The following is a 4,259-nucleotide window of genomic DNA, read 5'->3' as shown; positions in this document are numbered from 1 at the left end:
CCTCTCCCTCATGGAGAGGGAGAAATTCAAAAGCGGCTCCGGTCGGTTCCCTCTCCCTTTGGGAGAGGGTTAGGGAGAGGGCATCAGACCATGCAACTGTTGATCAAGCGGGCATTGCCTCACGAGGAATGATCGCCCCGCGATACTGAATCACGGTGCTGGCGGTTAGATGCCCGCGTTTGGCTGCCGCTTCGGCATCTCCGCCGGTCAGGCGCACGGCAAGATAGCCTGCGCTGAAGGAGTCGCCTGCCGCCGTGGTATCCACCACTTTCTCTTTCGGCAGCTTCACCGCGGGCACTTCCACCACGCTTTCACCCGCCAGTGACACCAGACAAGACTCCGCGCCACGCTTAACCACAACTTCGCTCACGCCAGCCTTGTGTGTGCGGGCAATCACTTCATCGACAGGTATCTCACCCCACAGCGCGTCTTCATCATCGAGAGTCAGGAAGGCGATATCGGTGCATTCCAGCATTTGCTGATAAACCTGCCGGGTTTCTTCGCGGCTCGCCCACAGGCGCGGGCGATAGTTATTATCGAAAATGACTTTCCCGCCGTTGGCGCGGCATTCGTGCAGCAGGGAGAAGAGCTTCTCGCGGCTGGCCGGGCTCAGAATAGCCAGGCTGATGCCGCTCAGATAGAGATAGTCAAAGGTCGCCAGTTCTTCACAAATGGCGGCGGACTGCTCGCTCTCCAGCCAGAATTTCGCCGCCGCTTCGTTACGCCAGTAGTAGAACGTGCGCTCGCCGGTGTCGTCGGTTTCGATGTAGTAGAGGCCCGGCATGCGGTCAGCCATGCGCTGAATTAGACGCGTGTCCACGCTTTCGCCCTGCCATGCTTCCAGCATCTGCTGGCTGAAGCTGTCGGTGCCGAGCGCGGTGATGTAACTCACCTGCAGGTCAGACTGCGCGACCTGGCGGGCAATATAGACGGAGGTGTTCAGGGTATCGCCGCCAAAACCACGGTTCACCAGCGAGCCCTTCTCTGACAGCTCAATCATGCATTCGCCAATGACGGCAATTTTTTTAGACATGTTCTTCAGCCTTATCGAAATCGAAATATTAGCGGTAGTTTGCGCTGAGGTCGGTGAGGGGTCAACCATATTAAAACAACGTTCCATTATTTTTTTGAACTCGCGCGGGTTCTCCACCGCTGTGTGCCGTACTGAAACACAAAATGGCAAAAGCTGAACATAAAGTTCTCACTTTTAGCGCCGATAACCCAATGACGAGTTCCGACAGATTCCCTTATTTACAGGACAGCTGAGATGAAGTTAAAGCAGGTTATCCAGCGGCTAAGCATTCCCGATGCAGGCATTGAAGGCCTCCAGGAGCGGCGCTATTGGCTGGAGTGTGAGCGTGCTTATACTTACCAGCCCATCTACAAAACTGATGGTTCCCTGATGGCCGTCGAAGTGCTGACCGTGGTCACACACCCGGAACATCCCGGGCAGCGTATTGCCCCGGACCGCTACTTTGCGGAAGTGGCAGTGCGCCAGCGCATCGACGTGATCAAAGAGCAGCTGGCGGTGCTGACGGCCAAACGTGATTTCTTTACCGGCAACGGGATCCTCGCGTCCGTAAACGTCGATGGACCAACGCTGCTGGCGATGCGTCAGGACTCGTCGCTGATGACGCTGATTGAAACAATTCCCTGGCTGCGCTTTGAGTTGGTAGAGCACATTCGTCTGCCGCAGGATTCCTCTTTTGCCTCGCTGTGCGAGTTCGGCCCGCTCTGGCTGGACGACTTCGGTACCGGCATGGCCAATTTCTCGGCGCTCAGCGAAGTACGTTATGACTACATTAAAGTGGCCCGCGACCTGTTCATCATGCTGCGTAAAACCCCGGAAGGCCGCAATCTGTTTGAGCTGCTGATCCAGCTCATGAATCGCTATTGTCATGGCGTGATTGTGGAAGGCGTGGAGACACTCGAAGAGTGGCGCGACGTGCAGAAATCCCCTGCTCATGCGGCGCAAGGCTATTTCCTCTCGCGCCCTGTTCCGATGGCAACCCTCGACGAAGTGATGCTCAACCTGGCCTGATCTGCCGCCTTTCTGTCAGCCTCAACTATAGTCATGAAAGGTGAGGCAAAACAGGAGCGTTTACGGCATGACCAAAACCAGAAAAGCCCTAACCATCATTCTGGCGACGATAGTTCTGCTTATCGTCGTACTCTGGATAATCATTGCGACCTTTGACTGGAATCGTCTGAAGCCAACCATCAACCGAAAGGTGACGGCGGAACTGAACCGGCCCTTTGCCATTCGTGGTGATTTAGGCGTGGTCTGGGAGCGTCAGCCTGGCGAGAGCGGCTGGCGTAGCTGGGTGCCCTGGCCGCATGTTCATGCCGACGACATCATTCTTGGCAATCCCCCTGATATTCCTGAGATAACCATGGTGCACCTGCCGCGCGTTGAAGCCACCCTGGCTCCGCTGGCGCTGTTGACCAAAACCGTCTATCTGCCGTGGATTAAACTGGTTCAGCCAGATGCCCGCATTATTCGGTTGTCGGAAAAAACCAACAACTGGACCTTCAGCCTGGCTTCCTCCAGCGATAACCCAAAAGACGCGCAGCCGTCTGCATGGTCGTTCCGGCTGGATAACATTCTCTTCGATCGCGGGCGGATCAAGGTCGATGACAAGGTGACCCGGGCGGATATTGAGATCTTTGTCGATCCGCTCGGCAAGCCGCTGGCGTTCAGTGAAGTCACCGGTGACAAGGGCAAAAGCGACGGGCCGAAGCCGGGAGATTACGTGTTCGGGCTGAAGGCCGAAGGCCGCTACAATGGTCAGCCGCTCACCGGTACCGGTAAAATCGGCGGAATGCTGGCGCTGAAAAGCGAAGGCACACCGTTCCCTGTGCAGGCGGATTTCCGCTCCGGCAATACTCGAGTGGCATTCAGCGGCACGGTGAACGATCCGATGAAAATGGCCGGCGTGGATTTGCGTCTCAAATTCTCCGGGGACTCGCTCGGCCAGCTGTACGATCTCACCGGCATTGTGCTGCCGGACACGCCGCCGTTCGAAACGGACGGTCATCTGGTGGCAAAAATCGATACGGAAAAAGGCTCGGTGTTTGATTACCGCAACTTCAATGGCCGCATTGGCGACAGCGACATCCACGGCACGCTGAAGTACAGCATGATCAAACCCAGGCCGAAACTGGAAGGCGACATGGAATCGAAGCAGCTGCGGCTGGCGGATTTAGGCCCGTTGATTGGTGTCGATTCGGGTAAAGGCACCAAATCGAAAGAGGTGAAAAAGGATATTCAGCCTGCCGGGAAGGTGCTGCCCTACGATCGCTTCGAAACGGATAAATGGGACGCGATGGATGCAGACGTGCGCTTCAAGGGCGGGCGTATTGAGCACGGTGGTACCCTGCCGCTCAGTAATCTCTCCACTCACGTCATCCTCGAACGCGGCGATTTACGCCTGCAGCCGCTGAAGTTTGGTATGGCGAACGGCACCATTAACGCCAACATCCACCTTGCGGGCAATAAAAAGCCGATGCAGGGCGAGGCCGATATTCAGGCCCGGCGGCTGCGGCTTAAAGAGCTGATGCCGAATGTCGAACTGATGCAGAAAACCATTGGTGAAATGAACGGCGACGCGCAGCTACGCGGCACGGGTAATTCCGTGGCGGCGCTTTTAGGCTCGAGCGACGGTAACCTGAAGCTGCTGATGAACGACGGAGTGGTCAGCCGCAACCTGATGGAGATCCTCGGCCTTAACGTCGGCAATTTTATCATCGGGCAGATATTTGGCGACGATGAAGTGCGTGTGAACTGCGCGGCGGCAAACGTGAATATCCGCAACGGCGTGGCTCGCCCGCAAATTCTGGCGTTCGACACTCAAAACGCGCTGATTAACGTCACCGGCAACGCGAGCTTTGCCTCAGAGCAGATGGACCTGACCATCGATCCGGAAAGTAAGGGGATTCGCATCATCACGCTGCGCTCACCGCTCTATGTGCGCGGCACGTTCAAGAACCCTGATTACGGCGTGAAGCCTGGCCCGCTGATTGTGCGTGGCGCGGTGGCAGCGGCACTGGCGACGCTGGTGACCCCGGCTGCGGCTCTGTTAGCGCTGATTTCACCGTCCGAGGGCGATGCCAATCAATGCCATGTGATTTTGTCGCAGATGCGGAAGTAGTGGTTTCCCTCTCCCTAACCCTCTCCCAAAGGGAGAGGGAACCGAATGGAGTAGGTTTTTGATTTTCGCGCTCTCCTGAGGGAGAGGGAACCGAATGGAGTAGGTTTT

General features: G+C 56.6%; 3 protein-coding genes. 2 read left to right on the top strand and 1 reads right to left on the bottom strand.

All coding sequences use genetic code 11. The features are described 5' to 3' along the window. Positions 1-103: 103 nt before the first annotated feature. On the bottom strand, positions 104-1,033 hold the full coding sequence (locus CRO87_RS22155) for a sugar kinase (protein WP_217992680.1): 930 nt from the start codon (positions 1,031-1,033) through the stop codon (positions 104-106). Between the two features lie 234 nt (positions 1,034-1,267). On the opposite strand from CRO87_RS22155, the gene pdeH reads away from it, so the two are divergent. Both pdeH and CRO87_RS22145 read left to right on the top strand, forming a co-directional pair. Further along, complete coding sequence (pdeH, locus tag CRO87_RS22150) at positions 1,268-2,041, top strand: cyclic-guanylate-specific phosphodiesterase (RefSeq protein ID WP_097165044.1); 774 nt, start codon at positions 1,268-1,270, stop codon at positions 2,039-2,041. Positions 2,042-2,108: 67 nt separating this feature from the next. After that, the gene (locus tag CRO87_RS22145; RefSeq protein WP_097165043.1) at positions 2,109-4,151 is read left to right on the top strand and encodes an AsmA family protein; all 2,043 of its coding nucleotides are present in this window, start codon (positions 2,109-2,111) and stop codon (positions 4,149-4,151) included. The last annotated feature ends 108 nt before the right edge of the window (positions 4,152-4,259 follow it).

The sequence above is a fragment of the Enterobacter sp. CC120223-11 genome (assembly GCF_900215375.1).
GTDB lineage: Bacteria > Pseudomonadota > Gammaproteobacteria > Enterobacterales > Enterobacteriaceae > Scandinavium.
This window is presented reverse-complemented; position numbering and strand designations above follow the sequence as displayed.

Bases quoted from the DNA above. Each gene is read 5' to 3' on its own strand.
- CRO87_RS22155 (WP_217992680.1), bottom strand. From the start codon at position 1,033: ATGTCTAAAAAAATTGCCGTCATTGGCGAATGCATGATTGAGCTGTCA.
- pdeH (WP_097165044.1), top strand. From the start codon at position 1,268: ATGAAGTTAAAGCAGGTTATCCAGCGGCTAAGCATTCCCGATGCAGGC.
- CRO87_RS22145 (WP_097165043.1), top strand. From the start codon at position 2,109: ATGACCAAAACCAGAAAAGCCCTAACCATCATTCTGGCGACGATAGTT.